The organism is Streptomyces sp. NPDC127119 (assembly GCF_042677425.1).
In the GTDB taxonomy this organism is placed as follows: Bacteria; Actinomycetota; Actinomycetes; order Streptomycetales; family Streptomycetaceae; genus Streptomyces.
In genome coordinates this window covers 33,956-60,094 of record NZ_JBHXTO010000023.1, presented here as the reverse complement: position 1 = coordinate 60,094, position 26,139 = coordinate 33,956, and the positions used below count along the sequence as shown (strand labels likewise).

Sequence of the window (26,139 nt, the reverse complement as noted above, 5' to 3'; positions counted from 1 at the left end):
CAACACCCCAGCTCAGTGGGGAGGACGAGGTTCGGAACGCTCCGCTACTTCCGGAACTGCTCCGCGCAACCGCCGTCCTCCAGCAGGTACTTCTCCGCCCACATGCCCAATTCCCTGAGCGCGGGCTCCAGCGCGGAACCGGCCTCCGTCAGCCGGTAGGAGACGCGCAGCGGCGGCCCCTCGTCGACCTCGCGCACCACGACTCCGAGACCCGCCAACTCGGTGAGGCGGTCGGAGAGCATGCGCTCGCTGATGCCGGGGATGGCCCGGCGCAGGTCGGCGAAGTGCACGGGGGCAGGCATGAGCACGGCCACGATCGGGCCCGTCCAGCGCTTTCCGATCACCTGGAAGACACGGGTGATGCCGTCGTCGACCCGTCTGCACGACGCAGCGTCGTGGTTTTCCTGGACCGCCATGCCTTCAGGGTACTTGCCGTCCCGTATGGGGATGAAAAAAAGTAAGCTCCTGTGTTATTCATAGTTACGAACGAAAAAGCACAGCCGTGGGCGGGCCCTGACCCGGCTCGCCCACGACAACAGCGCCCTCTTCGGCGCGCGCACCCCTTTCACACCCCTTTCGGACCCCTGCGAACACCCGCAGTCCGAGCCTCCGAACACCTCAGATGGAGAACCCCATGGCCACCCTGCTGCACGTGGACTCGTCCGTCCTTCCCGGTTCCGCCTCGGCGTCCCGCTCCGTCACGGACGCCTTCCGCAAGGCTTGGGAGGAGCAGCACCCGGAGGGCACCGTGATCTACCGCGATCTCTCCGCGCACCCGGTCCCGCACATCACCGCCGACGCCCACAGCGCCGTCTTCGCCGACCCGTCGGAGCACACCCCGGAGCAGGCCGCGGCCTTCGCCGCGCGCCTGGAGTTCATCGAGGAACTGGAGCAGGCGGACGCCGTCCTGATCGGCGCGCCCATGTACAACTTCTCGATCCCGTCGACCCTGAAGGCCTGGCTGGACAACGTGATCGTCGTCGGCCGCACCGCGGGCGACACCCAGTCCGCCAAGGGCACCCCGGTGACCATCGTGGCCAGCCGCGGCGGCGCCTACGGCCCCGGCACGCCCCGCGAGGGCTACGAGTACGTACAGAACTACCTGGGGGCCGTCCTCAAGGACATGCTCGGCCTGGACGTCGAGTTCATCGTCCCGGAGCTCACGATGGCCCCGCACATGCCGGCGCTGGCCGACCTGGTCCCGCTCTTCGAGGCGTCCCGCGACAAGGCGCTTGAGGACGCTGCCGCGAAGGGCCGGACCCTCGCCGAGCAGCTGGCCCCGAAGGCCGCCTGACGCCTGCCGGCACCAGCGTCCGGCCGCATGGACGCGCGCCCCCGCCCCGCCACCGCGGGCGGGGCGCGTGTCACGCCCCCGCGAGCCTGTTGATCTCCTCGGTCTCCAGCACCCGGACCGCGGACTCGCCGCGAGCCACGGCGACCATCGCCAGACCCACCTGCTCCGTAGTGGTGATCCAGCGGGGCGCGAGCTTCCGCAGGAGGGGCAGCAGACGCCCGGTCGCCGCGTAGACGACCCGGTAGACCCGCGTCTTGGACGTGATCCCGTGCAGCGGCTGGATGAGCCCCGGCCGGAACATGTACGCGTCCACGCCGTCCAGCGCCAGCAGCGCGTTCTCCGTCTCCCCCTTGACCCGCGCCCACATCACCCGCCCGCGCGCGGAGCTGTCGGTCCCCTGCCCCGACACGTAACAGAAGGCCAGCCCCGGACTCGACGCGGCCAGTGTGCGTGCCACGGAGAGCGTGAGGTCGTACGTGACCTCGCGGTACGCGGCCTCCTTCATGCCCGCCGAGGAGACGCCGAGGCAGAAGAAGCAGGCGTCGTACCCGGAGAGTTCGCCCTCCAGGCCGTCGAGGTCGGTGAGGTCGGCCCGGACGATCTCGCGCAGTTTCGGATGCGTGACTCCCACCGTCGTACGGCCGATCACGAGCACGCTCTCGACCGCCGCGTCCCGGAGGCACTCCCGCAGAACCCCGCGCCCGACCATCCCGGTCGCCCCGAAGAGGATCACCTTCACAGAGCCCCACTCCCACCACGTAGTCCGGACAGGCACCCTAGGCCGTGTCCGCCATGTCCCGCCCTCAGCCTCCGGCCGGGAGGTGGTCCCAGCCCCGCGACGCCTGGCACGCTCTCCCAGCCTCCGGCCGGGGGACCCTCAGAGCACGGACCACACGCCGCAGGTCCCGTCCTCCGGGCGGACGACGGAACCTCACGGACACGCCCCAGGCCCTTTTGACCGTGAGATACGTCACCGTCGAGCCTCCGCGCGGGGACCGTGAATCGGTCGGAGCGCGCGTCGGCTGTGCGGCAACTGCGGGCGCGCGGTGGCCGATCGCGCCGTTCCTCGCGCCCCTCAGGGACGCGGGGACCCTGTGTTGCCCCTTTCCGTCCAGCGCCGGCAGGCCCATCGGGCGAGCGCCCCCACCAGGAGGGAGACGACGATCGCCCCCCAGTCGATGACGTGCGGCAGCCCGGGAAAGAAGGCGAAGAAGGCGAAGGTCGCCACAAAACCCGCCACGAACGCGATGACTTCGACCGAACGCCGTCGCGACTTCTCCGACCGCCCCCGCTCCCACTCTCGCCCGCGCTTCTGCTGTTGATTGATCATGAACAGCTCACTTCGTAATGTGATGGCACTGACTCACTCGCCGCACCCCGGTCACGTAGAGGTGCGCACACGCCTTTCCATAACGAGGGAGCGTCTGAGGAGAGTTGTTCCGCATCGGATCGATCTTGCACTCGGGATGCGTCCGCCCGCGGGACGTCCGGTAGATCTTGTTGTCGGTGTTGCTGTACGTGAAGTCGATCCGCCAGTTGCAGAATCCGCTGCCGAGCGCGGCGACGAAGGCGCAGTCCACGCCGGCGTTCTGGTAGGTGATCTTCTTCCCGCCGCCACGGATGATGTGCGTGAACAGGCAGCCGGTCGGGACCTTCATCGTCATGCCCCCGACGCTGTACTCAAAGGTCCGTACCGGTGTAGACCCGACGGCGCCGGCCCACGCCGCCGAGGAACTCGTCAGCACGAGAACCCAGGCGCCAGCGGCAGCAGCGGCCAGGTAGAGCCTGGATCGATAAAGCGGGTCCATGAACAATCCCTTCCGGCGGTGAATCTCTTCCGACCGGAATGAACTCCGTCCCGTCGATCATGTTTCTGGATGAGGGGACGCTTCACCGACTTGAGTGATCAAGTGGTATTCCGCTGACAAGCTGAGTCGTTTCTCCGACCACCAGCCCATCGAACCGCCCTCCGGTCATCCCGGACGCCCCCCAGGCGCCCAAGCCCCGGCCCCGGCCCCCTGCCAACGCATCGACCACCCCAGAGGCCCCCAGAGACCCCACAGAACACAGAAAGCCCCAGCCGTGAGATACCTCACCGCCAGGGCCGTGCCATGTCACCGGTCGGAGTGGAGTCCGGCTGCGGGACGATGCGGCAGCGGGACGGCGGGGGAACGAGAAACGGGCCCCCGCCAGAACTTTCGTTCTGACGGAGACCCGTCTCTGCTGGTGCGCGAGGGGGGAGTTGAACCCCCACGCCCTTTCGGGCACTGGAACCTGAATCCAGCGCGTCTGCCTATTCCGCCACCCGCGCATTGGGTGTGTCATCCGTCTCTCACCAGGTGGGTGAGCGCCTTCCGACATCGAGAAGATTAGCACGCTGGAGGGGGTGGATTCACATCCGTTTCCGAGGGCGGCGGGAGCCCGGCAGGAGGTCCGCGGCCCGGCGGCCGGCCTCCGCGTCACCCCGCTGTCACCAGCAGGACCGACTCCCGTGGCGCCCCGGATCCCACCGGCCCCGGCTGCCACGTACCAAGCGGAACCGGTTCACGTATCAACCTCGTACCGGTCCCGGCCATCTCCCCGTCAGGGGGCCGGGGTCCACTGCCGCGTGCGGGACACTGTGGTGAAGCCGCCTCTACGATCCTCCCCATACGGAGTGCCTCGGGGGAGTTCGAAGAGGGACTTCGGCGGGAACAGCGGGAGGGGACTTCAGTGGGCGTCGACATCCGTCGACCGGGCCGACAGGGGGAACCAGCCGATTTCCCGGCGCGTGGATACGATCAGTAAGCAGTACCAGGGCGACGACACAGGAGGAGGTGCCCCATGGGAGTCCTGAAGAAGTTCGAGCAACGCCTCGAAGGTCTGGTCAACGGCACCTTCGCCAAGGTGTTCAAGTCCGAGGTCCAGCCGGTGGAGATCGCTGGAGCGCTCCAGCGCGAGTGCGACAACAACGCCACCATCTGGAACCGGGACCGCACCGTGGTCCCCAACGACTTCATCGTGGAGCTGAGCACGCCGGACTTCGAGCGTCTCAGCCCCTACTCGGGCCAGCTCGGCGACGAGCTGGCCGGCATGGTGCGCGACTACGCCAAGCAGCAGCGCTACACGTTCATGGGCACCATCAAGGTCCATCTGGAGAAGGCGGACGACCTCGACACGGGCCTGTACCGGGTCCGCAGTCGTACGCTCGCCTCCTCCGCCAACCAGCAGGGCGCTCCCGAGCGCGCCCCCGCGGGCCCGCCCCCGGCGGCGGCCCGAGGCCAGGCAGGCGGCCAGCCCGGTGGCTACGGCTATCCGCCCGCGTCCGCTCCGCCCATGCCTGCCGCACCGCCGCCCGGCGGACGTCCTGGCGCCGCACCCGCGGGCCAGCGGCCCGCCGCGGCCCCGCAGCCGGGTGGACGTACGCGGCACTGGATCGAGGTCAACGGCACCCGCCATCAGATCTCCCGCCCGACGCTCGTGCTGGGCCGCAGCACCGAAGCCGACGTGCGGATCGACGACCCCGGCGTCTCGCGCCGGCACTGTGAGATCCGGACCGGAACGCCCTCGACCGTCCAGGATCTTGGGTCCACCAACGGCATCGTGGTGGACGGACAGCACACCACCCGCGCTACGCTCCGCGACGGCTCGCGGATCGTCGTGGGCAGCACCACCATCATTTACCGGCAAGCCGAAGGGTGAAGCGGGGGCAATGTCAGAGCTGACCCTCACGGTCATGCGGCTGGGTTTCCTGGCCGTACTGTGGCTGTTCGTGATCGTGGCCGTGCAGGTCATCCGCAGCGACCTGTTCGGAACGCGTGTCACACAGCGCGGGTCGCGACGGGAAGCCCAGAGGCCGCAGCAGGCCGCTGCGCGCCAGAGCGCACCGCCACCGCAGCGACAGCAGGCGGCGTCCAGTGGCGGCGGCCGTCAGCGCCGTGGCGCACCCACCAAACTGGTCGTCTCGGAGGGCATCCTCACGGGCACGACCGTTGCCCTTCAGGGACAGACCATCACGCTGGGCCGCGCACACGACAGCACCATCGTGCTGGACGACGACTACGCATCCAGCAGGCATGCCAGGATCTACCCGGACCGTGACGGCCAGTGGATCGTCGAGGATCTCGGGTCCACCAACGGCACGTATCTCGACCGGACCCGACTGACGACCCCCACGCCGGTTCCGCTGGGCGCGCCGATCCGCATCGGCAAGACCGTCATCGAGCTGCGGAAGTAGTACGACAATGAGCGAGCGGAGCGAGCGAGCAGCGGCGGTCCCCACGACGGACCCCGGCGCGCTCCCGACCGGAGGGTGGGCACCGTGCGGATGTACCCGGAGCCGACGGGCGAGGTGCGCATGAGTCTGTCACTGCGCTTCGCCGCCGGATCGCACAAAGGCATGATCCGAGAGGGCAACGAGGACTCCGGTTACGCCGGACCGCGGCTGCTCGCGATCGCGGACGGGATGGGCGGCCAGGCCGCCGGTGAGGTCGCCTCGTCCGAGGTGATCTCCACGATCGTCGCGCTCGACGACGACGTGCCCGGCTCCGACATCCTCACCTCGCTCGGCACGGCCGTGCAGCGCGCCAACGACCAGCTCAGGATGATGGTCGAGGAGGACCCTCAGCTCGAAGGCATGGGGACGACCCTCACCGCCCTCCTGTGGACCGGTCAGCGCCTCGGCCTCGTGCACGTGGGCGACTCGCGTGCGTACCTGCTGCGGGACGGTGTGCTCACGCAGATCACGCAGGACCACACGTGGGTGCAGCGCCTCGTCGACGAGGGGCGCATCACGGAGGAAGAGGCCACCACCCACCCGCAGAGGTCGCTCCTCATGCGCGCGCTGGGCAGCGGCGACCACGTCGAGCCCGATCTCTCCATCCGTGAGGTCCGCGCCGGCGACCGGTACCTGATCTGCTCCGACGGGCTCTCGGGCGTCGTCTCCCATCAGACGATGGAGGACACCCTCGCCAGCTACCAGGGCCCCCAGGAGACCGTTCAGCAGCTGATCGAGCTCGCGCTGCGCGGCGGCGGCCCCGACAACATCACCGTGATCGTGGCCGACGTCCTCGACATCGACGGCGGGGACACCCTCGCGGGGCAGCTCTCCGACACCCCGGTCGTCGTGGGCGCGGTCGCCGAGAACCAGCACCAGCTGCACGACAACGGCGCCATGCAGACGCCCGCCGGCCGTGCCTCCAACCTCGGCCGTCAGGTCCCCGGACAGGGCGGCGGCGGGGAGTTCGGCCCGCCCGGCAGCGGCGACGCCACCGGTTACGTACCCACCGGAGGGTTCGGCGACTACTCCGACGAGGACTTCGTCAAGCCGCGCTCCGGCCGGAAGTGGCTGAAGAGATCCTTCTACATCGTGCTCGCGCTCGGCGTCATCGGCGGCGGGCTGTACGGCGGCTACCGCTGGACCCAGACGCAGTACTACGTGGGCGCCAAGGACGAGCACGTCGCCCTGTACCGCGGCATCAGCCAGGACCTCGCCTGGGTCTCGCTCTCGAAGGTGGAGAAGGACCACCCCGAGATCGAACTCAAGTACCTGCCGCCCTACCAGCAGAAGCAGGTCGAGGCGACGATCACCGAGGGCGGTCTGAACGACGCCCGCTCGAAGATCGACGAGCTGCAGACGCAGGCGTCCGCGTGCAAGAAGGACGCCGACCGCCGCGAGGCCGAGAGCAAGCAGAACGCGAAGACCGGCGAGGGAGAGGCCGGCGGGGTCACGGGAACCACCCGGACCTCCGCCGCGTCCAAGGCCACACCGACGCCGACCCCCACGGGAGACAAGTCGCCGTCACCCGACCCGTCCAAGTCCACGACCGCACCCACTCCGACACCCGGCCCCAGCCTCTCCGACGAAGAGCAGAAGCTGGTCTCGCTGTGCGGTAAGCAGTAAGCAGCCGTGAGGGGCCCTGTCACACGATGAGCAGTACTTCCAACACGTCGACGCACCACACGTCCACGATCGGCTCGATCGGCACACCGAGCCGGCGCAACACCGAGCTCGCGCTGCTCGTGTTCGCCGTGGTCATCCCGGTGTTCGCCTACGCCAACGTCGGGCTGGCCATCAATGACTCGGTGCCGCCGGGCCTGCTGAGCTACGGGCTCGGCCTCGGCCTGCTCGCGGCCGTCGGCCATGTCGTCGTACGAAAGTTCGCGCCGTACGCGGACCCGCTGCTGCTGCCGCTGGCGACGCTGCTGAACGGCATCGGTCTGGTCGTCATCTGGCGCCTGGACCAGTCCAAGCGGCTGCAGGCGAGCAGTACGTTCGTCGAGGCCGCCCCCCGCCAGCTGCTGTACTCCGCGCTGGGCGTGGCCCTCTTCGTGGTCGTACTGGTGTTCCTCAAGGACCACCGCGTCCTGCAGCGCTACACGTACATCTCCATGGTCGGCGCGCTGATCCTGCTGCTCCTGCCGCTGGTCCCGGGCCTCGGCCTGAACGTCTTCGGCGCCAGGATCTGGATCTCGATCGCCGGATTCACCATCCAGCCCGGTGAGTTCGCGAAGATCGTCCTCGCGATCTTCTTCGCCGGCTATCTCATGGTGAAGCGCGACGCGCTCGCCCTGGCCAGCCGCCGCTTCATGGGCATCTACCTGCCGCGCGGACGCGACCTCGGCCCGATCATCGTCGTCTGGATCATCTCCATCCTGATCCTGGTCTTCGAGACCGACCTCGGTACCTCGCTGCTCTTCTTCGGCATGTTCGTGATCATGCTGTACGTCGCCACCGAGCGGACCAGCTGGATCGTCTTCGGCATGCTGATGTCCGCGGCCGGAGCCGTCGGCGTGGCCTCCTTCGAGTCGCACGTCCAGCAGCGCGTCCAGGCCTGGCTCGACCCGATGCGCGAGTACGAGCTCAGCCAGCAGGGCGTCTTCGGCCACACCGAGCAGTCCATGCAGGCGCTGTGGGCCTTCGGGTCCGGCGGCACCCTCGGCACCGGGCTCGGCCAGGGCAACTCCGACCTCATCGGCTTCGCCGCCAACTCCGACTTCATCCTCGCCACCTTCGGCGAGGAGCTGGGCCTGGCCGGCGTGATGGCGATCCTGCTGATGTACGGCCTGATCGTGGAACGCGGCGTACGCACCGCCCTCGCCGCCCGCGACCCCTTCGGCAAGCTGCTCGCCATCGGCCTCTCGGGCGCCTTCGCCCTCCAGGTGTTCGTGGTCGCCGGCGGCGTCATGGGCCTGATCCCGCTCACCGGTATGACGATGCCGTTCCTGGCGTACGGAGGTTCGTCCGTCATCGCCAACTGGGCACTCATCGGCATCCTGATCCGCATCAGCGACACCGCCCGCCGGCCCGCGCCGGCCCCCGCACCCAACCCCGACGCCGAGATGACCCAGGTGGTCCGACCGTGAACAAGCCCCTGCGCCGGATCGCGATCTTCTGCGGGCTCCTCGTCCTCGCCCTGCTCATCCGCGACAACTGGATCCAGTACGTCCAGGCCGACTCGCTGAAGGACGACACGAAGAACCGCCGCGTCGCCATCGCGCGCTACGCCACACCGCGCGGCAACATCATCGTCGACGGCAACCCGATCACCGGGTCCGCCAAGACGAACGGCGACGACTTCAACGACTTCGAGTACAAGCGCACCTACAAGGACGGCGCGATGTGGGCCCCCATCACGGGCTACGCCTCGCAGGCCTTCGGCGCCACGCAGCTGGAGAGCATCGAGGACGGCATCCTCACCGGCAACGACGACCGGCTCTTCTTCCGCCGCACGCTCGACATGATCACCGGCAAGAAGCAGGAGGGCGGCAACGTCATCACGACGCTGAACGCCGCCGCGCAGAAGGCCGCGTACAAGGGTCTGCTGAAGCAGGGCAAGGGCGCCGTCGCCGCGATCGACCCGGAGACCGGCGCGATCCTGGCGCTGGCCTCCACGCCCTCGTACGACCCCTCGACGTTCGCCGGGAACTCCACCAAGGTCGACGGCAGCGCCTGGACCAAGCTCCAGAAGAAGAACAACAAGGACGACCCGATGCAGAACCGGGCGCTGCGCGAGATCTACCCGCCCGGGTCGACCTTCAAGGTCGTCACGGCCGCGGCGGCGCTGGAGCACGGCGTCGTCGACAGCGCCGATGAGAAAACCGACTCCCCTCTTCCGTACACCCTGCCGGACACCACCACCGAGCTGAAGAACGAGGGGAACATCCCCTGCAAGAACGCGACGCTGCGCGAGGCGCTGCGCGTGTCCTGCAACACCGTCTTCGGCAAGCTCGGCGTCGACGTCGGCAAGGAGGACATGTTGGAGACGGCCAAGAAGTTCGGCTTCAACGAGGAGCAGTTCGTACCGATCCGCTCCAGCGCCTCCAACTTCCCCGAGAAGATGGACCGGCCGCAGACCGCGCTCAGCTCGATCGGTCAGTTCGAGACCGCGACGACTCCGCTGCAGATGGCGATGGTCGCCTCGGCCGTGGCCAACGACGGCACGCTCATGAAGCCCTACATGGTCGACAAGCTCCAGGCGCCGAGCCTCGACGTCATCGAGCAGACCGACCCGGAGAAGATGAGCGAGCCGCTCTCCGAGAAGAACGCCCAGATCCTTCAGTCGATCATGGAGACGGTCGTCAAGGAGGGCACCGGCACCAAGGGCGACATCAACGAGGCAGGCGTCACCGTCGGCGGCAAGACCGGTACCGCCCAGCGCGGCGTCGACAACAGCGAGAACCCGTACGCCTGGTTCATCTCGTACGCGAAGCTCGACGACGGCAGCTCTCCGGTCGCCGTCGCCGTGGTGGTCGAGGACGAGAGCGCCAACCGTGACGACATCTCCGGCGGTGGTCTCGCCGCTCCGATCGCGAGGGACGTGATGAAGGCAGTCATCGACAGCAAGAAGTGACCCCGCTCACGTCCCCTTCACATCGGTGCACGTTGCGATACCGGTCCTGTATCGGGTGACGGTTGTGGCCAGGTCAGTCAAGGCGGTCCGGGTACGGTATGCCCGGACAGCACACCGCCGGACCACACGTGGTGTGGTCGGGACCGTCGGAAAAGGCTGGTAGGTAGCTATGGAAGAGCCGCGTCGCCTCGGCGGCCGGTACGAGCTGGGCCACGTGCTCGGCCGTGGTGGCATGGCGGAGGTACACCTCGCCCATGACACCCGGCTCGGCCGCACGGTAGCGGTGAAGACGCTGCGAGCGGACCTCGCGCGCGACCCGTCGTTCCAGGCCCGGTTCCGCCGGGAGGCCCAGTCGGCCGCCTCGCTCAACCATCCCGCGATCGTCGCCGTGTACGACACGGGTGAGGACTACATCGAGGGCATCTCCATCCCGTACATCGTGATGGAGTACGTCGACGGGTCCACGCTGCGCGAACTGCTGCACTCCGGGCGCAAGCTGCTGCCCGAGCGCACCCTGGAGATGACCATCGGCATCCTCCAGGCCCTTGAGTACTCGCACCGCGCCGGCATCGTCCACCGCGACATCAAGCCCGCGAACGTCATGCTGACGCGCAACGGCCAGGTCAAGGTCATGGACTTCGGCATCGCCCGCGCGATGGGCGACTCCGGCATGACGATGACGCAGACCGCGGCGGTCATAGGGACCGCGCAGTACCTCTCGCCGGAGCAGGCGAAGGGCGAGCCGGTCGACGCCCGCTCCGACCTGTACTCCGCGGGCTGTCTGCTGTACGAGCTCCTGACGGTGCGCCCGCCGTTCATCGGGGACTCCCCGGTGGCCGTCGCGTACCAGCACGTGCGCGAGGAGCCGCAGGCACCGAGCGTCTTCGACCCCGAGATCACGCCCGAGATGGACGCGATCGTCCTGAAGGCGCTGACCAAGGACCCGGACTACCGGTACCAGTCCGCCGACGAGATGCGCATGGACATCGAGGCCTGCCTCGACGGCCAGCCGGTCGCGGCCACCGCCGCCATGGGCTCGGTCGGCTACGGCGGCTACCCGGACGACCAGCCGACCACCGCCCTGCGCTCCTCGGACGGCCAGCACACCACGATGCTGCCTCCGCAGAACCCGGACGACGGGGCCTTCGGCTACGACGACCGGGCCGGCCGGCGCCGCCAGCAGAAGAAGAGCAACACCTCGACGATCCTCCTGGTCGTCGCCGGTGTGCTCGTGCTGATCGGCGCGATCCTCATCGGCAAGTGGGCGTTCAGCGGGAACGGCGGCGGGGACAGTCTGGTCGACACCCCCAACTTCGTGAACCGGACCGTGGCCGACGCCAAACAGACGGCGTCCAACGTCGATCTCAAACTAGCGATCAACGAGAAGCCGTGTGAGAACACGCCCAAGAACTCCGTCTGCGACCAGAGCCCGGCCGCGAAGACCGAGGTCAAGAAGGGCGACACGATCACGCTGACGGTGTCCACGGGGGCGCCGAAGGTGGCGGTTCCCAACGTCATCGACGACTCGGTGGACGCCGCGACCAAGAAGCTCACGGGCGACAAGTACGAGTTCGAGGTCAAGACGGAGACCAAGGAGTCCAGTGAGGACCCCGGCACCGTCCTCGATCAGGACCCGTCCTCGGGCGAAGAGGTCGAGAAGGGCTCCACGATCACGCTCACCGTCGCCAAGGAGAAGGAACAGTCCACCGTTCCCGACGTCGGCGGCCAGAGCTGTGACCAGGCCAAGGCCCAGATGGACCAGAACGATCTGACGGGTACCTGCACCGAGGTGGAGACCGACGACGACAACCTGGTCGGCAAGGTCATCACGACCTCGCCGCAGGCGGGCTCGCCGGCCGACCCCGGGTCGACGGTCACCATCCAGATCGGCAAGAAGAAGCAGGAAGAAGAGCCGCAGAAGTTCGCCATGCCGAAGGTGACCCAGATGACCCTCGCGCAGGCCAAGCAGGTCATCGGGCAGAGTCAGCTCCAGGTCGGCAACATCCAGGGCTCGCAGGACGACAACGCGATCGTCCTCGCCAGCGATCCGGGACAGGGCAACGAGGTGAAGGCCGGTGACAGGGTCAACCTCGTCACGGTCGACGCCGGCGGGAACAACGGCGGCGGCAACGGCGGCGGCTTCCTGGGAGGCGGCTCGGGCTGACGCCCGGCCGTCACCCGGCTGCCGCTGCGCGGCGGTTGTCGCACGGCGGTTGCTGCACGGCATACGAAGAGGCCCCGGCCCCCTGAGATGGGGGCCGGGGCCTCTTCGTCGTACGGGCCCTTCGTCGTACGGGCCCTTCGTCGTACGGAACTCCTACGGGAGCCGTCAGCGCAGTTCCGCCGGGGGCGTCCGTTCGTCGTCGACCTTCTCCACGCGGTCCAGCTCGCCCCAGACCACGTACCGGTAGCGGGACGTGTAGACCGGCGTGCAGGTCGTCAGCGTGATGTAGCGGCCCGCCTTCGCCTTCCCCGACTCCTTGGGGACGGACCCGAGGACGTTGACGTTGTACTTCGACGTCTCCGGAAGGGTCGCGTAGACCTTGTAGACGTACCAGTCGTCCTTGGTCTCGAAGACGATCGCGTCGCCCTTCTTGAGCTTGTCGATGTTGTGGAACTTCGCGCCGTGCCCGTCACGGTGGGCGGCCAGCGAGAAGTTGCCCTTCTTGTCCTGCGGGAGCGCGGACTTGACGGGGTTCGTGTAGTAGCCAGCGATGCCGTTGTTGAGCAGCTTCGTGGAAGTGCCCTTCTTGACCAGCACCTCGCCGTTCTTCATCGCCGGGACGTGCAGGAAGCCGATGCCGTCCTTGGTGTCCAGGCCGACCGGGCCGCGGTCCTCGGCCCAGTGGTCGCGCACCTTGTCGCCCTGCTTGTGGGCCTCGCGGTCCGCGATCACGTTCGTCCACCACAGGGAGTAGACGACGAACAGGCCGAGGACCAGGCCTGCCGTGATGAGGAGTTCGCCCAGGACGCTGACGGCCGTCGCGATCGGGCCGCCGCCGCGCCGCGGCGGCGCGGGCGGGGACGCCGGCGCGTCCGTGTGCTCTTCGTGGTCGGTCGTCGCTGCCACTGCGTTTTCCCCGTCTGGTGTCTCAGAAAGCTGTTCAGATGTTCAGAAAGGTGTTCAGGAAGGTGCCCGCGCGGTCAGCCGACGAGTTCGTCCGGTTTGCCCTTGTCGCGCGCTCGTTCCTCGACCATCGTGCCCCAGACGATCATCCGGTACTTACTGGTGAATTCCGGCGTGCAGGTGGTGAGAGTGATGTACCGGCCCGCCGACTTGAAGGTCGATCCCTTGGGAATCGCGTCCAGGACGGACGTGTTGCTCGGCGACGTCACCGGCAGGATCGAGGCCATCTTGTAGACGAAGTACTTGTTCTGCGTCTCCACGACGATCGCGTCGCCCGGCTTGAGACGGTTGATGTAGCGGAACGGTTCGCCGTGGGTGTTGCGGTGGCCCGCGAGCCCGAAGTTGCCCTTCTTGGCGTCCGGCATCGCGGTCTTCACGCCGTCCTCGGCGTAGTGGCCCACCATGCCGCGGTCCAGGACCCGCTTCTTGTCGATGCCCTCGGCGATCGGTACGACGACGTCGAGCTTCGGGATGTGCAGCAGGGCGAACCCCTGCCCCGGCTCGAACGTGCCCGGAGCTCCCTTGCCGCTCGCCCAGTCGTCCTGGAGGCTGCTCGCCTCGCTGTCGGCCTGCGCGTGGGCCCGTATGTTCGTCCAGTACAGCTGGTAGGTCACGAACAGCAGCATCAGCACACCGGCGGTGATGAACACCTCGCCGATCGCGCGGCTCGCCACCACGGCCGCCCCGGGCTTGCGCGCCTTCGCCGCGCGCCTGGCCGCCGCGCGCGAAACGGGCGCGTCGGCCCCGTCGGCCCCCGCCTGCGCCTCGTGCACCCCGTCGGTCTCGGTCCCGCCGTGCCGTCCATGGCGCCTGGAAGCCTTGCGCCGGGCCGCACGGCCTCCCGGGGTACCCACGGGACCCGGAGTCGCTGCGGGGCCCTCAGGGGGCGCTGAGCGCGTCCGACGACTCGCTATGGACCCGATGTCGGCGACGCGCAGCGCGACGGTCTCCTCGGCGGACGGCGAGGCCTCGTACGACGGTGTGTACGGCTGGGCGTCCGGGAGCGGCTGGGAGACGACGGGCGGGACCGGGGCGGCGGGCGCGTACGCCTCGCCGTACTGGGGCCGCGCGTCCTGGTACCCGGCGGGGTACGCCGTCTGCGCCTGTCCGTACGACTGCTGAGGCTGCGGCTGCGGCTGCGGCTGCGCGTAAGGCTGCTGGGTGTGTGCGTGTGCCTGGGGTGCGTACGCCTGTTGCGGCGCGGCCGGTGCCGAGTAGCCGTGCGCGGGCTCCGCCTGCCCACGGCCCGTCGGCTCCGCGTACGTCGAGGCGTTCTGCGCGCTCTGCGCGTTCTGCCCGACGCTCCAGTCCGGTGCGTACGTCTGCGGCGTCTGCGGGTCGTACCACCCCTGCTCCGGCGCCGTCGGCTGCCGTCGGCCCGGCAGGGGATCGCTGAGCGGGTCCGCCAGCCCGTCCACGGCGGCCCGCATCGCGCCGCCGGCACCCGGCGCCTCGAACGCCGCAGCGCCCCCGTACCCGGCGTCCTCGCCGTACGGGGCGGCACTGTCGCGCTCGGGGCGCAGCGCGGTCACGCCGTGACCCTGCCCACCACCGGGGCGAGCCCCACCGACCTGGCCACGGCTCCCTGGTCGCCGCACTCGGTGAGCCAGTTGGCCAGCATGCGGTGACCGTGTTCGGTCAGCACGGACTCGGGGTGGAACTGCACTCCCTCGACCGGGAGTTCGCGATGTCTGAGACCCATGATGATCCCGTCGTGGGTACGGGCCGTGACCTCCAGGTCGGCCGGCACGGTCCCCGGCTCGGCGGCCAGCGAGTGGTAGCGCGTGGCGGTGAAGGGCGACGGCAGTCCGGCGAACACGCCCCGGCCCTCGTGCTCGACGAGCGAGGTCTTGCCGTGCAGCAGCTCGGGCGCGCGGTCCACCACCCCGCCGTACGCCACCTGCATCGACTGCATCCCGAGGCAGACCCCGAAGACGGGGACCCCGGTCGCGGCGCAGTGCCGCACCATGTCGACGCAGACCCCGGCCTCCTCGGGAGTGCCCGGTCCGGGCGACAGCAGCACGCCGTCGAACCCGTCCTGCGCGTGCGCCATCGCCACCTCGTCGTTGCGCAGCACCTCGCACTCGGCGCCGAGCTGGTAGAGGTACTGGACCAGGTTGTAGACGAAGCTGTCGTAGTTGTCGACGACGAGGATCCGCGCGGTCACTGGTTGTCCACCGTCACATCGTTGAAGGGGAGCAGCGGTTCGGCCCACGGGAAGACGTACTGGAAGAGCACGTAGACCACCGCGAGGGCCAGCACGATCGAGAGCAGTGCCTTGATCCACGTGTTCCCCGGCAGAAGCCGCCAGATAAAGCCGTACATGCCGTCCCTTCCTTCGCACCACGGCACCAGACTCACGCCGTACCCACTCAGACTAACGGCGCAGAGCCTCCGGTTTCCCAGCCTCCACGGGCTGGGTTTCGTCAAGGTGTGCCCAGACGATCAATCGGTGGCTGTGGCCCCATTCGGGGTCGCACGTGGTCAGCGTCAGATAACGGCCCTCTCGCGTGTACCCGGACCTCTTCGGCACGGGGTCGATGACTGCTGTGTCACTCGGCAGCGTCCGGTAGGGCTTGGTGTCGATGCGGTACGTGAACCAGGAGGTGCCGTCGGTCAGCACCACCGGGTCCCCCGGGCGCAATCGGGGGAAGTCCTTGAACGGGTCCCCGTACGTCCTGCGATGGCCGGCCACGGCGAAGTTGCCCCGCTGACCGAGCTGCGCGGTGCTCGCGTAGTGGCCCAGGCCCTTCTTGAGGGTCTTCGTCCTCGTGCCTTCGAGCACGGGCTTGTTCCACGTGAAACCAAGCCTGGGGATGTACATGACCGCGAACGGCCGGCCGTCCTTGTACGCGGCGGGCTTCGGCGGAGCCTTGTCCGGGCTCTCCGTAGTGGACGATCTGCCGGGCTCGGCCGTCGCCGAGTTCCTCGCCCACTGTCTCTGCAGCTGGTCGATCTGGTCGTCCATCGCGGTGTCGGCCTTCACACCCGTCCAGAACAGCACGTAGACCACGAAGAGCACGATCACGGTGCCGACCGTGATGCACAGCTCGCTGAACGTCCTGACGACGACTCGCACCGACACAAGGTCCCCCAGCGGCAGCTGTTCCCGTACTCCACAGCCTTCTACCCCGACGGCCCTCGCCGCACGGGCTCTTGGGAACTCTTGGGAATCGGATCCGCTACGCCGTCATCCCGCCGCCCCGCTACTCCACGGGCTTCGCGTAGTGGAGATCGACCGTGCCCGAGTAGCCGGGCATGGTGCGCGTCCCGTCCTCCTCGACCTTCCAGCCGAGCCCGTAGACATTGACGTACACCATGTAGTTCTGGATCGCCGGGGACGCCGAGAGGGACTTCTGGAGCTTCTCCGGGTCACCGACCGCCTGGATCTTGTACGGGGGCGAGTAGACGCGGCCCTGGAGGATCAGGGTGTTGCCGACGCAGCGGACGGCACTCGTGGAGATCAGCCGCTGGTCCATGACCTTGATGCCCTTGGCTCCGCCCTGCCACAGGGCGTTGACCACGGCCTGCAGGTCCTGCTGGTGGATGACCAGGTAGTCGGGCTGCGGCTCGGGGTAGCCGGGGAGTTTGGCCGTCGCGTTCGGGGGCGCGTCGTTGAGCGTGACGGTGAGGGCCTTGCCCTTGAGTTTCTGGGTGCCCGCGTGCTTCTCCAGGGCGGCGAGCTTGGCCGCCTCCGCCGCGGTGCTGCCGTTGTCCCGCTCGGCGAGGGTCTCGACGTCGTCGCGCAGCGAACCGTTGCTCTCGTCGAGCTGCCCGTTCTTGTGGCTGCGCTCCTGGATGAGGTCGGAGAGCTTCAGCAGCGAGGCGTCCGTACGGATGTTGGTGCCGTTGGCCGTGTCGAAGCTGGTGAAGAAGATCAGCCCGGCCAGCGCGAAGACAGCCATGGTCAGCAACCGCACCGGCCGAAATCGCCGGATACGGTCGGGGCTGGAACCCGACTGGGGAGAGTCGGCAGAATTGCTCAACGTACCCTTATCTCCTTCGGCGCCGCGGAAGCACTACGCTAACGGACGCCCGGGGGAGCACTAGGACCTGTCCGGTCGATCACGGAGAAGCAAAGCTGCGGTGCCTTGTGGGCGCAGATGTGCGTGCCACACCCCGCGTCTTCGCCGTGATCGACCGGACAGGTCCTAGGAGTCCCCTTGTACGCTGCCCCGGCAGCCCACGTTCCCTGCGCGGCCACGCAGCGCATCGACAGGAGAGACCCTCGTGCCGAAGTCACGTATCCGCAAGAAGGCCGACTACACGCCGCCTCCGGCGAAGCAGGCGACCAACATCAAGCTGAACAGCCGTGCCTGGGTCGCCCCGGTCATGCTGGCCATGTTCCTCATCGGCCTCGCCTGGATCGTCGTGTTCTACGTGACGGACGGCTCGCTGCCGATCGACTCGCTCGGCAACTGGAACATCGTGGTCGGCTTCGGCTTCATCGCGGCGGGATTCGGCGTCTCCACTCAGTGGAAGTAACTCCCACCCGGGGTTCCGAGGGCTTGTACGGAGTCTGTACAAGCCCTCTTCCGCAAGCCCTGGCCCACGTTCTCCACTGAGTTATCCACAGCGATGTCCACAGTGGGGAAAAGGTCAGAAGATCTGTGGATAACCCTCTCGGGACTGCCGTCGTGTTGACGCCGGTGTGACTGACCTACCGGGATCCGGAAGCATGTTCGCCCCCTGTCCTGCCTGGGGAAACCCAGGTCAGCGACAGGGGGCACACTTGTTCCCGCACAGCATGCACAAGATCCGCCACGGTCTGTGGACAACGTGCACGCTCAGGTGAGCTGACCAGTCCTGATGAGTGTCATGACCACAACCACGAGCAGCACCGCGGCGCATGCGCCGTACTGGATGAGCGCGCGTCGTTCCCGGGGTGCGTGCACCATCGCGTAACCGACGAGGACACCGCCGACGAGGCCGCCGACGTGGGCCTCCCAGGCGATGTTGGGCCACCCGAAGGTGAAGATCAGGTTGATCACCAGCAGAGCGATGACCGGGCGCATGTCGTAGTTGAGCCGCCGCATCAGAATGGCGGTCGCGCCGAAGAGACCGAAGATCGCTCCGGAGGCACCGAGCGAGGGCTGGTTCGGCTCGGCGATCAGATAGGTGAGCGCGCTGCCCGCGAGGCCGGACGACACGTACAGGGCGAGATAGCGGGCGCGGCCGAGCGCCGCCTCCAGGGGGCCGCCGATCCACCACAGGCTGAGCATGTTGAAGGCGATGTGGATATAGCTCCCGTGCAGGAACATCGCCGTGACCATCCGGTACCACTGACCCTCGGCGACACCCTCGACATCGCCGAGGACCGGCACGAACGCCCGGCCGATCAGGTCGAAACTGTCGGTGAAGCGGTCACCCACGGAGAGCTGGACCAGATAGACGGCGAGATTGAGCCCGACGAGGATCTTGGTGAGGAGCCGGGGGTCCGAGGTGACCGTGCCGCCCGCGAGGGTGCGGGGCTGGGAGGCCCCGGGCGCGTGCCCGGTGCCGGAACCCTCCCGTACGCATTCGGGGCACTGGAAGCCGACCGAAGCGTTGATCATGCATTCAGGACAGATCGGGCGCTCGCACCGGGTGCAGCGGATGCCGGTCTCCCGGTCCGGATGCCGGTAGCAGGTGGGCAGGCTCGGCGCGCCCTGCGGTTCCTGCGGGCTGCCTGGCACCTGATCCATCGGTTCCCCTCGTCCTTCTGTACGCACTGGGTACGCAACGCATCGCCCCGCTCATCCTTACGGACGGGCGGGGCGTTTGGTTCCCTGCGGGAGCCCTCCGGCACCGGGCCGGAGGAGCTCACCGGCAAGGGCGTCTACGGCTGTCGGGTCAGCGGGTCTCCACGACGACCGACTCGATGACGACGTCGTTGACAGGGCGGTCGGTACGCGGGTTCGTCGGCAGCGCAACGATGGCGTCCACGATCTTCTGGCTGGGTCCCTCGGTGACCTCACCGAAGATGGTGTGCTTGCGGGTCAGCCAGGCCGTCGGGGAGACGGTGATGAAGAACTGCGAGCCGTTGGTGCCCGGGCCGGCGTTCGCCATGGCCAGCAGGTACGGCTTGTCGAAGGCGAGGTCCGGGTGGAACTCGTCCTCGAACTCGTAGCCGGGGCCGCCGGTGCCGTTGCCCAGCGGGTCGCCGCCCTGGATCATGAAGCCGCTGATCACGCGGTGGAAGACCGTGCCGTCGTAGAGCTTGTCCGTCGACTTCGCACCCGTGGCCGGGTTGGTCCACTCACGCTCGCCCTGGGCGAGTTCCACGAAGTTCCGGACCGTTTTGGGCGCGTGGTTCGGCAGGAGCCGCACTTCGATGTCGCCGTGATTGGTCTTCAGGGTGGCGTAAAGCTGCTCGGCCACGATCTGCCTTCCGTTGTCCTTTGTGACGCTCAGATCCTCGCACGGACCGCGCCGCGAGTCTTCCGTCACCGCCGTACACACCGGTTCAGCCGCTTCGCACCAAACAGGCGCGCGGACCGGGGATCCGTGGCATTGTCGTCGCAGACTCCTGTTGCACCATATTGATCGGTTATTGCACCAAGTACACCCGGAGTCACCATTCATGACCCGGATGCCTGTCCTCACATGCCCCGAAGCGCTCCGGGAGGCATGATCCGGATAAGGGTGGAAAGGCGAACTGTGACTTTCCGGGGGACGGCCCCCGAGCCCCCATGTACGCCACCGAGGAGGAGGATCCCGTGACCCGCAAGGACAGCGTGCGCGCGGCAGCCGAGTCGGCGAAGGACAGCGTGCGGCACGCCGCGGAAGTGGTGGCGCCCTACGCCGACACGACAAAGGACCGAGCCACCCACTACGCGCATGAAGCCCGTGTGAAGCTCGCGCCCAAGGTGTCGTCCACCGCCGTCACAGCCGCCGAACAGGCACGCACCCAGTACGCCGCCCATCTCGCACCACGTATCGAGCAGGCGCGTACACATGTGCCGCCGAAGGTCGACCAGGCCGCGCACGAGGCCGCCGCCCGTACGCGCAAGGCCGCTCGGCAGGCGGCGGACTACTCCCGCCCGCGGATCGAGCACGCCAGGGCCGCGACCGGCCCCGTGCGCGAGGAGGCGGCGTCCCGGAGCACGGCGGCGCTGGCAGCTCTGCGCGGCCAGGTCTCGGCCAAGGAGGTCGAGAAGCTGGTCCGCAAGCACGAGCGGCGCGCGAGGAACGGTCGTCTCGCCAAGAGGCTGGCCGTTCTGGGCCTCCTGGCCGGTGGCGCCTTCGCCGCCTGGAAGTGGTGGGACAAGCAGGCCAACCCCGACTGGCTGGTCGAGCCGCCCGCCGCCACCGAGGTCCCGGAGACCGGGCGACTGACCTCGGTCGACGGCAGCGGCCAGGAAGACCTCGACCCCGAGGTCCAGGCCAAGCAGGCCGAAGCGGAGGCAGCGGACCGCACCGAGCGCGGCTGACGCGTCCGGCACGCCTGCCGTGCGCGACGCCGAGGTCGGACGTGATGAAGAGCTGTAGGTCAGCAGGCTTCAAGTCTGCTGCCCTACAGCCATGTTTCACGTGAAACAGGCTCCGTCCGACGAGGTGCGCGACGACCGTTCGATGAGTCGGCGACTGCCTGAGAGCCTCGCGGGGGCGCTGTTTACGTCCTTGAACCGCGATGACGTTTGCAACCGATCGACTGTGCAACATTCGCGCCGATCTGACTAACGGAGCGCAGCGTTCTGATTACACACCTTCGTTCACAGCAGCTCACGCATGCCTTCACGACTCCTGCATGCCACCCTCACGCCACCCTGCCCCCCTGAACGGCGATCGCACACCCCTCCCCCTGGCTGATTCTTTGCGCAAACAACTGCAAAGATCGCAACGAAAATCCTGTGACGCACATCACCGCACTTGACCCAATGGAGTTTCAGCGCCCCAGGAAAGGTGCATCCTGAAGGTTGATGAGGCCACGTCACGTCACGACGGGCGGCCAATTCCCTTCCACCCCGGACCCGTTGAAGAGGCCGACGCGGAGCGGGATCACCGCGAAACCGCGTGAGATCAAAATTCTTCCCAGGCGCTGCGCCCGGCACCACGAGCAGCACCACGGACGGAGCGACGGCCGGCACCTCACGGCCCCCGAGACGACCGGAACTCCACCGGTTCCCCCACCCCACCACATGAGAAAACCCCCTCCGACCTGCGTAAAGCCGGTCCGAGGGGGTTCTTCTCGTGGAGCCTAGGGGAGTCGAACCCCTGACATCTGCCATGCAAAGACAGCGCTCTACCAACTGAGCTAAGGCCCCGAAAGGGAGGCAGGCACCGGAAGGATCTCCCTCCGCGCCGCCACCGCAGACCAGACTACCGGGTCACCCGGGGTATCCCGCAAAAAGATTGGGGGTCCCCGTGCACGACCACTCTCCGTAAGATGCTCGACGTGGTTCGCTACAGCGAACCACGGTACTTGGGGAAGCGATGGGGAGACGCGCATGGACGCCGCACAGCAGGAAGCAACCGCGAGAGCCCGGGAGCTGCAGCGGAACTGGTACGGGGAGCCGCTGGGGGCGCTCTTCCGTAGGCTCATAGATGACCTGGGTCTCAACCAGGCCCGTCTGGCGGGGGTGCTCGGTCTGTCCGCGCCCATGCTGTCTCAGTTGATGAGCGGTCAGCGCGCCAAGATCGGCAATCCCGCGGTGGTCCAGCGCGTACAGCTGCTGCAGGATCTCGCAGTTCAGGTCGCGGACGGCAGTGTCAGCGCGGCCGAGGCCACCGAACGGATGGACGAGATCAAGAAGTCCCAGGGGGGCTCGGTGCTCAGCAACACCACGCAGTCGACGACCACTTCGGGCGGTGCGCCCACGGTGAAGCGCGTGGTGCGCGAGATCCAGTCACTGCTCCGCTCGGTGTCCGCGGCCGGGGACATCATCGACGCGGCGGACACCCTCGCCCCGACCCACCCGGAACTGGCAGAGTTCCTCCGGGTGTACGGAGCCGGCCGCACTTCCGACGCGGTCGCCCACTACCAGTCCCACCAGAACTGAGTACGACGCCCGGCAGCCGAACACCCCGCCACCGGAGCCCTGTCGGGGTTTCCGGCAGCGGAAGCCAGGCAGCCGGGCACCTCGGAAGAGGCCGCCGCAGTACCGACCGCCGAAGGGGGAGCGACGCACGACCATGGGTGAGGTCTTCGCCGGCCGGTACGAACTGGTCGACCCGATCGGACGCGGGGGAGTCGGTGCCGTCTGGCGCGCCTGGGACCACCGGCGGCGCCGGTATGTGGCCGCCAAGGTGCTCCAGCAGAGCGACGCCCACTCGCTGCTGCGGTTCGTGCGCGAGCAGGCGGTCCGGATCGACCACCCCCATGTGCTCGCTCCCGCCAGCTGGGCGGCCGACGACGACAAGGTCCTGTTCACCATGGATCTCGTCGGCGGTGGATCCCTGGTCCATCTGATCGGGGACTACGGCCCGCTGCCTCCGGCCTTCGTCTGCACCCTGCTCGACCAGCTGCTGGCGGGACTCGCCGCGGTGCACGCGGAGGGGATCGTGCACCGGGACATCAAGCCCGCCAACATCCTGCTGGAGTCGACCGGCACGAGCCGTCCGCGGCTGCGGCTGTCCGACTTCGGCATCTCGATGCGCCTCGGTGAGCCGCGGCTCACCGAGACCAACTACGTGGTGGGAACGCCCGGTTACTTCGCCCCCGAGCAGCTGATCGGCGCCGACCCGGACTTCCCCGCCGACCTCTTCGCCGTGGGCCTGGTCGCTCTCTTCCTCCTGGAAGGGGCCAAACCCGACGCCAAGGCGCTGGTCGAGCACTTCGGGACCCATGGCACGCCGGGCGCCCCGAAGGGGATTCCCGAGCCTCTGTGGCAGGTCGTGGCGTCTCTGCTCGAACCGGACCCGCACGCGCGGTTCCGCACGGCCAACGGAGCGCGCAAGGCGCTCGTCTCGGCCAGGGAGCTCCTCCCGGAGCCCGGCCCCGACGACGAGCTGATAGAGATATTCGACCAACTCGGCCCGCTTCCGGCCGGGTTCGGCCCCGAAGGCCCCCTCACGAGCACGACTGCCAGGGCTGCCACCGCTGCCACGACGTCCCGGGCGACCGTCTCCGAACAGATACCGGGGCCAGGACAGGGGCCAGGACCGGGGGCGGAACCAGGACAGGCCCAGCGGACGGACAGAGCGTCGGGAACGGCATCGGGTCCAGCCCCGGGCACAGCCTCTCCGGAAGCCGATACGGGAGCCGCTTCCCCAGCGGGCGCTTCCCCAGCGGGCGGTCCCCCTGCGGCCGGCCCTCCAGCGGTCGGTCCCCCACCGACCGGTCCCTCCCCCACCCCTTTCGCTTCCACTTCCGGGCGGTGGACCGGTGGCATACCGCCCCAGCCGACCATCGATCCCTTTCCCCCGCAGCCCCCCACCCCCTCGGACACCGGCAGCTTCCACCTGCCGCCCCCGCTGCGGGAAAAGCAGTCCCTTACTCCCCCCGCACCGCGCGAACTCCCGGATTCCGCCTACTCCACGTCGCAGTCGTACGAACCCACCCACGTGCCCTCCCCCCAGGCCCCGTACCCAACGGCTCCCGCCCCAGCTTCTGCGCCTACGCCACCACCACAGCCGCAATCCCCCCAGTCGGCACTTCCGCTGCCCCTGCCCCAATCCATGCCGCTGCCTCTACCGCTGCCGCAGTCACAGCCGGGTGACACAGCCTCTACTGCTTCATACACCGCTCAAGGCGTTCAGGTTCCGCCTCAGCCGCAGCCGGTTGCGCGGCACCGCGCCAGACGGTCACGGCGGCGGCCCGGACCGCCCATGGCGGTGACGGTCCCGGTGCTCCTGCTCGCGCTGATCTGCTTCGCGGTCGGATTCTGGGCCCTGGCACGGATCTGAACCGGGCCCGGACCTCCCGGAGCTCCTAGCCCCCTAGCCCCCGGCTGGCTGGCAGACCCGTTGAGCTACCGGCCCCGGGACCGTCCGTACGTCCGTGCGGCTCCGCCGCCGGCAACGGGCACGGCACCCTCAGCGGTCCCTGCCCCAGCCCGCCGCCGGGCGACCACCGTCCACATCGCGAGCCCCAACACAAGGACGCACCCGGTGCCGATCCCGCCCACGGCCACCGCCTTCATCGCGGAGTTCTCGCCCGAAGAGCCACTGCCACCGCCGTCTCCACCGGTCGCCGCGCTGCCACTCGCCGCGGCGTCCCTGTCCTGCGCGGAGACCTCGAAGACGTCACGCGGCACGGCGGCACCGCTGTAGGCCGGTGCCTCCTCGGCCGTACCCCTCACCCTTACGCGCAGCGTCAGCCCGAACGGCCCGTCGCCGAACTTGTCCGACATCCCCGCCGAGAGATGCACGACGAGGTAGTACCAGCCGGCGAACCGCATACCGCCGACCCGGTCGTCGACGGCGAACCGGTTCTCGTAGGCGACCGGGGGCAGCGGTTTCAGCGCGGTCTGCTTCCGCGAGCCGTCGTATCCGGTGCCGGCGTCGTCCACCAGGGCGCGTACGGGATTGTGGAGCGACATGACGAGCGCGTTCCCCAGATAGCCGTCGCCGCTCGCCTGGCCCAGTTCGGCGGTGGCGTCCAGCTGCTGCCCCCAGTCGACGGGAACGCGGTAGAAGAGCGTCTGCCCGGCCCGGATCCCGTCCTTCCAGACGCCCTGCTCCAGCGAGCGCGCCCCGCTGAAGCCCGCACCTCCCTCACGGGCCAGGGCAGGGCCTTCGAGTGCCTGGGGGGACGCGGAGTCCCACACCTGCGGGGCGGCCGTCGAAGCGGCCTTCTCCAGAGCGGGCTCCGAGACGTACTGGAGTTCCAGCTCCCAGTCGTCCAACGAGGAGCCGGGCCCGCTCGTACGCTCGACGAGCACCGAGTACGTACCGGCGTTCTTGCAGGTGTACGCGCCGGGGCCGGTCCTTCGCGACGCCCAGGCGGTCAGCGGACGCGGGCTCTCGGTGGGTCCGAAGCGGGCGATGCCGGCATCCCCGGAGAAGCATCGGTGACCGTCGGGGTCCTGGAGGGACACCTTGATGCCGTCCGAGTACATGACCTTCGTGCCCGGCTTCGGTACGGCGGTGGCCGACACGTACGCACTGGAGGCGTCGGAGGCCTCGTCGAGCCGCAGCCCGTAGTAGAGCTTTCCGTTGTCGCGGATGGTGCTCCGGTAGGACGTGCCGGGTGTCAGGCGCTCGGCGTCGGTGGGCTGGTCCGCGCCCTCGATCCGCTCGGCGTCAGCGGCGAAACGGTAGGGAGGGGGAGCGTCGGCCGCTGTCGCCGTCGTCGCCCGCCCCGCCGGTACCACGACCGAGAGCAGCGCCGCCCCGGCCAGGACCGTACGGCCGCGCCACCCTCTCGTGCGCCGCCCCATCACGCGCCCCCTCGCCGTAACCCGGACCCTCACTCGACGGGCTCCCGCGGGTCGGCGCCGTCGCTGTTCCGACACTGTCCCGAACGCCCGCGAAGCCTCGACCATCCTGCACTCACCGAGCCGTGCGCGCCCGGGCAACACAAAACCCCGGCCGCAGCAAGGCGGCCGGGGTTTGTACTGAGACTGTGGTCGACACTCACGAACCCGTGGGCACGGAGTCGGTCGCCTCCGTCCACAGGTCCTGCTCGGCGCGATCCGCCTGGATCTGGCGGTACACGAGGAGCCCGCCGATGGCGGCCAGTGCGACCAGGAGAAGCTTCTTCACCGCGAGACCTCGTCTTTCTTAGGCGTTGGGGACTTCTGGCGCCCGACTATACACACCGGCCGATACCGATCGGTGACCTGCGTCGGGGCCTCAACTGCCCGTCGGGGCAGCGCAGTACGACCGGGGCCGACCACTCGGATCGGAGGGTGATCACATCCTCACCGTGGGTTATTTCGCCCCGCTTTCCTCATGCTTCCGCTCATTTAATGAGCATTGAGCCCATCCGAGTGGTGTTCATCAGAAGATCGCCGCGCCACGGG

25 protein-coding genes and 2 tRNA genes are annotated in these 26,139 nt (G+C 68.5%); 11 read left to right on the top strand and 16 right to left on the bottom strand.

Annotated elements, in window-relative coordinates:
• Positions 1-44 precede the first annotated feature (44 nt).
• Complete coding sequence (locus ACFVH5_RS13720; protein ID WP_248778333.1) at positions 45-416, bottom strand: helix-turn-helix domain-containing protein; 372 nt, start codon at positions 414-416, stop codon at positions 45-47.
• Between the two features lie 218 nt (positions 417-634).
• Here ACFVH5_RS13720 and ACFVH5_RS13715 point away from each other — a divergent pair, with 218 nt between their 5' ends.
• Complete coding sequence (locus ACFVH5_RS13715; RefSeq protein ID WP_384803781.1) at positions 635-1,294, top strand: FMN-dependent NADH-azoreductase; 660 nt, start codon at positions 635-637, stop codon at positions 1,292-1,294.
• 70 nt (positions 1,295-1,364) lie between these two features.
• On the opposite strand, the gene ACFVH5_RS13710 is transcribed toward ACFVH5_RS13715, so the two are convergent.
• The 4 genes from ACFVH5_RS13710 to ACFVH5_RS13695 all read right to left on the bottom strand — a co-directional run bounded on the left by ACFVH5_RS13710 (position 1,365) and on the right by ACFVH5_RS13695 (position 3,605).
• Positions 1,365-2,033 (bottom strand): NAD-dependent epimerase/dehydratase family protein, encoded by a 669-nt coding sequence (locus tag ACFVH5_RS13710; protein ID WP_385833760.1) that lies wholly within the window; start codon positions 2,031-2,033, stop codon positions 1,365-1,367.
• Positions 2,034-2,369: 336 nt separating this feature from the next.
• Complete coding sequence (locus ACFVH5_RS13705) at positions 2,370-2,624, bottom strand: hypothetical protein (RefSeq protein ID WP_385833759.1); 255 nt, start codon at positions 2,622-2,624, stop codon at positions 2,370-2,372.
• 7 nt (positions 2,625-2,631) lie between these two features.
• Positions 2,632-2,958, bottom strand: coding sequence for a hypothetical protein (locus ACFVH5_RS13700; RefSeq protein WP_385833758.1), 327 nt, complete (start codon positions 2,956-2,958; stop codon positions 2,632-2,634).
• Positions 2,959-3,518: 560 nt separating this feature from the next.
• A tRNA-Leu gene (locus ACFVH5_RS13695) sits at positions 3,519-3,605 on the bottom strand.
• A 512-nt stretch (positions 3,606-4,117) separates the two neighbouring features.
• Here ACFVH5_RS13695 and ACFVH5_RS13690 point away from each other — a divergent pair.
• From ACFVH5_RS13690 to pknB, 6 genes are all read left to right on the top strand, one after another.
• Entirely contained in the window at positions 4,118-4,975 is an 858-nt protein-coding gene (locus ACFVH5_RS13690) for an FhaA domain-containing protein (RefSeq protein WP_385833757.1), read from the top strand.
• A gap of 10 nt (positions 4,976-4,985) precedes the next feature.
• Entirely contained in the window at positions 4,986-5,510 is a 525-nt protein-coding gene (locus ACFVH5_RS13685; RefSeq protein ID WP_385833756.1) for an FHA domain-containing protein, read from the top strand.
• Positions 5,511-5,600: 90 nt separating this feature from the next.
• The gene (locus ACFVH5_RS13680; RefSeq protein WP_385833795.1) at positions 5,601-7,175 is read left to right on the top strand and encodes a Stp1/IreP family PP2C-type Ser/Thr phosphatase; all 1,575 of its coding nucleotides are present in this window, start codon (positions 5,601-5,603) and stop codon (positions 7,173-7,175) included.
• 26 nt (positions 7,176-7,201) lie between these two features.
• The gene (locus ACFVH5_RS13675; protein ID WP_384803790.1) at positions 7,202-8,638 is read left to right on the top strand and encodes an FtsW/RodA/SpoVE family cell cycle protein; all 1,437 of its coding nucleotides are present in this window, start codon (positions 7,202-7,204) and stop codon (positions 8,636-8,638) included.
• Entirely contained in the window at positions 8,635-10,125 is a 1,491-nt protein-coding gene (locus ACFVH5_RS13670) for a peptidoglycan D,D-transpeptidase FtsI family protein (protein WP_385833755.1), read from the top strand. Before ACFVH5_RS13675 ends, ACFVH5_RS13670 begins: the two co-directional genes overlap by 4 nt.
• Before the next feature lie 169 nt (positions 10,126-10,294).
• The gene (gene pknB, locus ACFVH5_RS13665; RefSeq protein ID WP_385833754.1) at positions 10,295-12,289 is read left to right on the top strand and encodes a Stk1 family PASTA domain-containing Ser/Thr kinase; all 1,995 of its coding nucleotides are present in this window, start codon (positions 10,295-10,297) and stop codon (positions 12,287-12,289) included.
• Positions 12,290-12,454: 165 nt separating this feature from the next.
• Here pknB and ACFVH5_RS13660 read toward each other — a convergent pair whose 3' ends face one another.
• The 6 genes from ACFVH5_RS13660 to ACFVH5_RS13635 all read right to left on the bottom strand — a co-directional run bounded on the left by ACFVH5_RS13660 (position 12,455) and on the right by ACFVH5_RS13635 (position 17,238).
• Positions 12,455-13,195, bottom strand: a complete 741-nt coding sequence (locus ACFVH5_RS13660) for a class E sortase (protein ID WP_385833753.1) — start codon at positions 13,193-13,195, stop codon at positions 12,455-12,457.
• Between the two features lie 74 nt (positions 13,196-13,269).
• Positions 13,270-14,784, bottom strand: coding sequence for a class E sortase (locus ACFVH5_RS13655; RefSeq protein WP_385833752.1), 1,515 nt, complete (start codon positions 14,782-14,784; stop codon positions 13,270-13,272).
• Positions 14,781-15,419 carry an aminodeoxychorismate/anthranilate synthase component II gene (locus tag ACFVH5_RS13650; protein WP_385833750.1) on the bottom strand — a complete coding sequence of 213 codons (639 nt, stop codon included), beginning with the start codon at positions 15,417-15,419 and terminating at the stop codon, positions 14,781-14,783. The genes ACFVH5_RS13655 and ACFVH5_RS13650 overlap by 4 nt, the downstream gene beginning before the upstream one ends.
• Positions 15,416-15,577 (bottom strand): hypothetical protein, encoded by a 162-nt coding sequence (locus tag ACFVH5_RS13645; protein WP_107017874.1) that lies wholly within the window; start codon positions 15,575-15,577, stop codon positions 15,416-15,418. The genes ACFVH5_RS13650 and ACFVH5_RS13645 overlap by 4 nt, the downstream gene beginning before the upstream one ends.
• Positions 15,578-15,629: 52 nt before the next feature.
• Positions 15,630-16,331 (bottom strand): class E sortase, encoded by a 702-nt coding sequence (locus ACFVH5_RS13640; protein ID WP_385833749.1) that lies wholly within the window; start codon positions 16,329-16,331, stop codon positions 15,630-15,632.
• A 127-nt stretch (positions 16,332-16,458) separates the two neighbouring features.
• Positions 16,459-17,238: a DUF881 domain-containing protein gene (locus ACFVH5_RS13635; RefSeq protein ID WP_385833747.1), complete on the bottom strand. Its 780-nt coding sequence runs from the start codon at positions 17,236-17,238 to the stop codon at positions 16,459-16,461.
• 244 nt (positions 17,239-17,482) lie between these two features.
• Here ACFVH5_RS13635 and crgA point away from each other — a divergent pair, with 244 nt between their 5' ends.
• A complete protein-coding gene (crgA, locus tag ACFVH5_RS13630; RefSeq protein ID WP_055517312.1) occupies positions 17,483-17,737 on the top strand; it encodes a cell division protein CrgA in 255 nt (84 codons plus the stop codon).
• A 302-nt stretch (positions 17,738-18,039) separates the two neighbouring features.
• Here the strand turns inward: crgA and ACFVH5_RS13625 are convergent, their stop codons facing one another.
• Positions 18,040-18,936, bottom strand: coding sequence for a rhomboid family intramembrane serine protease (locus tag ACFVH5_RS13625; protein ID WP_384803809.1), 897 nt, complete (start codon positions 18,934-18,936; stop codon positions 18,040-18,042).
• A 148-nt stretch (positions 18,937-19,084) separates the two neighbouring features.
• The gene (locus ACFVH5_RS13620; protein ID WP_384803812.1) at positions 19,085-19,612 is read right to left on the bottom strand and encodes a peptidylprolyl isomerase; all 528 of its coding nucleotides are present in this window, start codon (positions 19,610-19,612) and stop codon (positions 19,085-19,087) included.
• A 338-nt stretch (positions 19,613-19,950) separates the two neighbouring features.
• On the opposite strand from ACFVH5_RS13620, the gene ACFVH5_RS13615 reads away from it, so the two are divergent.
• The gene (locus tag ACFVH5_RS13615) at positions 19,951-20,664 is read left to right on the top strand and encodes a DUF5324 family protein (protein WP_385833745.1); all 714 of its coding nucleotides are present in this window, start codon (positions 19,951-19,953) and stop codon (positions 20,662-20,664) included.
• A gap of 761 nt (positions 20,665-21,425) precedes the next feature.
• Here the strand turns inward: ACFVH5_RS13615 and ACFVH5_RS13610 are convergent.
• A tRNA-Ala gene (locus ACFVH5_RS13610) sits at positions 21,426-21,498 on the bottom strand.
• A gap of 183 nt (positions 21,499-21,681) precedes the next feature.
• Here ACFVH5_RS13610 and ACFVH5_RS13605 point away from each other — a divergent pair.
• Positions 21,682-22,233 (top strand): helix-turn-helix domain-containing protein, encoded by a 552-nt coding sequence (locus ACFVH5_RS13605; RefSeq protein ID WP_385833744.1) that lies wholly within the window; start codon positions 21,682-21,684, stop codon positions 22,231-22,233.
• Between the two features lie 133 nt (positions 22,234-22,366).
• A complete protein-coding gene (locus ACFVH5_RS13600; RefSeq protein ID WP_385833743.1) occupies positions 22,367-24,079 on the top strand; it encodes a serine/threonine-protein kinase in 1,713 nt (570 codons plus the stop codon).
• Positions 24,080-24,144: 65 nt separating this feature from the next.
• Here the strand turns inward: ACFVH5_RS13600 and ACFVH5_RS13595 are convergent, their stop codons facing one another.
• Positions 24,145-25,554, bottom strand: coding sequence for a hypothetical protein (locus tag ACFVH5_RS13595; protein WP_385833741.1), 1,410 nt, complete (start codon positions 25,552-25,554; stop codon positions 24,145-24,147).
• 196 nt (positions 25,555-25,750) lie between these two features.
• Positions 25,751-25,879: a DLW-39 family protein gene (locus tag ACFVH5_RS13590; protein WP_003999697.1), complete on the bottom strand. Its 129-nt coding sequence runs from the start codon at positions 25,877-25,879 to the stop codon at positions 25,751-25,753.
• Positions 25,880-26,139 lie beyond the last annotated feature (260 nt).